Source organism: Butyricicoccus sp. (genome assembly GCF_050872565.1).
Classification (GTDB): Bacteria; Bacillota; Clostridia; order Oscillospirales; family Butyricicoccaceae; genus Butyricicoccus_A.
In genome coordinates, this window is sequence record NZ_JBNMHC010000263.1 from 1 (window position 1) to 3209 (window position 3209).

A 3209-nucleotide genomic window follows, 5' to 3' on the forward strand; every position below is an offset into this window, starting at 1 on the left:
GGATTAGAACGCGGCGTGCGGCCAATCGGCGACTGATCGATGTCAATCACCTTGTCCAAATGCTCGAGTCCGATCACCTCGTCAAACGCACCCGGCTTGCATTTGGCACGATTCAGCTCTGCTGCCAGTTTTTTATAGAGAATCTCATTTACAAACGAAGATTTGCCGCTGCCGGAAACGCCGGTCACGCAAGTAAACGTGCCAAGAGGAATATGAAACGTTTGATTCTGCAAATTATTGACGCGGCAGCCTGTAAAGGTTAATTGCTTTCCATTGCCTGTTCTTCTCTGTTCCGGAATCAAAATTCGACGTTTTCCGCTCAAATATTGTCCTGTGATAGATTGTTCGCATTGCATTAAGCCTTGCACATCTCCGGCATAAACAATCTTTCCGCCATTGGTTCCTGCTCCCGGTCCGACATCTACAATGTAATCTGCCGCCAGCATAGTATCCTCATCGTGCTCTACAACAAGCAACGTATTTCCCATATCGCGCAGGTTTTTGAGTGTCGCCAGCAGCTTGTCATTATCTCTTTGGTGCAGGCCGATAGACGGCTCATCCAGAATATACAATACGCCCATTAGCGCAGAACCGATCTGTGTTGCCAAGCGAATACGCTGGCTTTCGCCGCCGGACAGCGTTGCCGAAGGACGTGCCAGCGTCAAATATCCCAAGCCGACATTTTGCAAAAATCCCAATCGTGCGCAGGCTTCTTTGACAATGCGCTCGGCGATGCGGTTTTGCTGTTCGGTCAGCTGGAGATTTTGGAAAAATTCCAAGCCCTTGCTGACCGGCTTCTCGCAAAACTCCATGATATTTAACCCACCGACAGTGACTGCAAGCAGTTCTTTTTTTAATCTGCGTCCGCCGCATTCCGGGCACGGGGTTTCTCGCATGGACTCTTCAATCTCTGCCCGCGCCCATTCTGAAGTGGTCTCTTTATAGCGGCGTTCGAGATTGGTCACAATACCTTCAAACGGCTGTTCCATCTTCCCGCCGGAATAACGAGAAACACGCAGCGTCAGCTTTTCTTCTCCGGTACCGTATAAAAGTGCATGAACAGCCTCTTCCGACATCTTCTCCACCGGCGTATCCAGAGTAAATCCAAAGCGTTTGCCCAAGGCGTCATAGTACATGCGCGCAATCGAGCCAGTGTCACAGTTTGTCCATCCACTCGCCTGCACAGCTCCCTTTCGCAAGGAAAGCTTCGGGTTTGGAATGATACTGTCCGGGTCAATCTTCATCTGTACGCCTAGACCTGTGCACACCGGACACGCGCCGTATGGATTGTTAAATGAGAACATGCGCGGTGTCAGTTCTTCAATGGAAATGCCGCAATCGTCACAGGCATAATTCTGCGAAAAAGACAAAGTCTTATCTCCGATGATCTCCGCCATAACCAAGCCGCCGGTCTGTGCACAGGCGGTCTCTACTGAGTCTGTCAAGCGGCTGCGAATGCCGTCTTTGATAATAATTCGATCTACTACGATTTCAATGCTGTGTTTTTTGTTCTTTTCCAGCTTGATTTCTTCCGATAAATCATATAAATTTCCATCCACACGCACACGAACGTATCCGCTTTTACGCGCTTCAGTAAAAATTTTGACGTGTTCGCCCTTGCGCTGACGCACAACCGGTGCCAAAATTTGCAGTTTGGTACGCTCCGGCAGTGCCAACAGCTGATCGACAATCTGGTCAATCGTCTGCTGTTTGATTTCCTTTCCGCATTTCGGGCAGTGCGGCGTGCCGACACGCGCCCACATCAAGCGCAGATAATCATAAATTTCTGTGACAGTTCCCACCGTAGACCGCGGATTTTTACTCGTTGTTTTCTGGTCAATAGAAATGGCCGGAGACAAGCCTTCGATAAAATCCACATCCGGCTTGTCCATCTGTCCCAAAAACTGCCGCGCATAAGAAGACAACGACTCGACATATCTCCGCTGTCCTTCGGCATAAATCGTATCAAATGCCAGCGAGGATTTTCCGCTGCCGGACAATCCGGTTAAGACCACCAGTTTATCGCGCGGAATCCATACCTCAACGTTTTTTAAATTGTGCTCTCGGGCACCTTTTACATGTATATTCTCCTGCATGATGTTTCTCCCGCATCAATCTTGTGCTTCCAGCTCGCGAATCTGATCGCGCAAATCAGCGGCAAGTTCAAATTCCAACATGGTTGCTGCTTCCTTCATCTTTTTGCGCAAAATCGCGATTTGCTGGAGGCGCTGTGTTTTGTCTAATTTCTTTTTGCTGAGAACCGCACCGACTTCAGAAGCAGGTGCGGAAATCTCAATGATGTCGCGCACCTGCTTGACAATGGTCTTTGGCACAATGCCATGCTCTTCGTTGAATTGCTGCTGAATGGCGCGGCGGCGTTCGGTCTCCCGAATTGCCCGTTCCATAGACGGCGTGCGTGTATCGGCATACAGAATGACTTCGCCCTCTGCATTGCGCGCGGCGCGTCCCATCGTCTGTACGAGCGCAGTCTCTGAGCGCAGGAAGCCCTCTTTATCTGCATCGAGAATCGCTACCAACGATACTTCCGGCAAATCCAAGCCTTCACGCAGCAGGTTAATGCCTACAAGAACATCGAACACGCCCAAACGCAAATCTCGAATGATCTCCATGCGCTGTATGGTCTTGACATCATGGTGCAGATACCGCACCCGAATGCCCGCATTTTCCAAATAATCCGTCAAATCTTCCGCCATTTTGACCGTCAATGTCGTGACGAGAACGCGTTCCTTTCGCGCCGTTCTCGCGTTGATTTCTCCAATCAAATCATCAATCTGCCCCTCAATCGGCCGAACCGAAATGATTGGATCCAGCAGACCGGTTGGACGAATGAGCTGTTCGACAATCTGGCTGGAACGGCTTTTCTCAAACTCAGACGGCGTGGCACTGACATAAATCACCTGGTGAATGCGTTCTTGAAATTCTTCAAAGTTCAGCGGACGATTGTCCAGCGCAGACGGCAAACGGAAGCCATTGTCAATCAAACTCTTTTTTCGCGCCTGATCGCCCGCATACATCGCCCGCACCTGCGGAATCGTCACATGCGACTCGTCAATAATCATCAAGAAATCCTTCGGAAAATAATCCATCAACGTGTAGGGTGCAGAGCCAGGCTTGCGACCGGACAGCACACGCGAATAGTTCTCGATACCGCTGCAAAAGCCGATTTCTTCCATCATTTCCATGTCATA

General features: G+C 49.9%; 2 protein-coding genes. Both read right to left on the reverse strand.

The genetic code is table 11. From position 1 onward, the window contains the following. The coding region (gene uvrA, locus ACR0P9_RS09770) for an excinuclease ABC subunit UvrA (protein ID WP_432619654.1) at positions 1-2096 on the reverse strand (2096 nt) is incomplete at its 3' end. Positions 2097-2111: 15 nt separating this feature from the next. Next, positions 2112-3209: helicase-related protein (locus tag ACR0P9_RS09775; protein WP_432619656.1), on the reverse strand; the 1098-nt coding region annotated here is incomplete at its 5' end.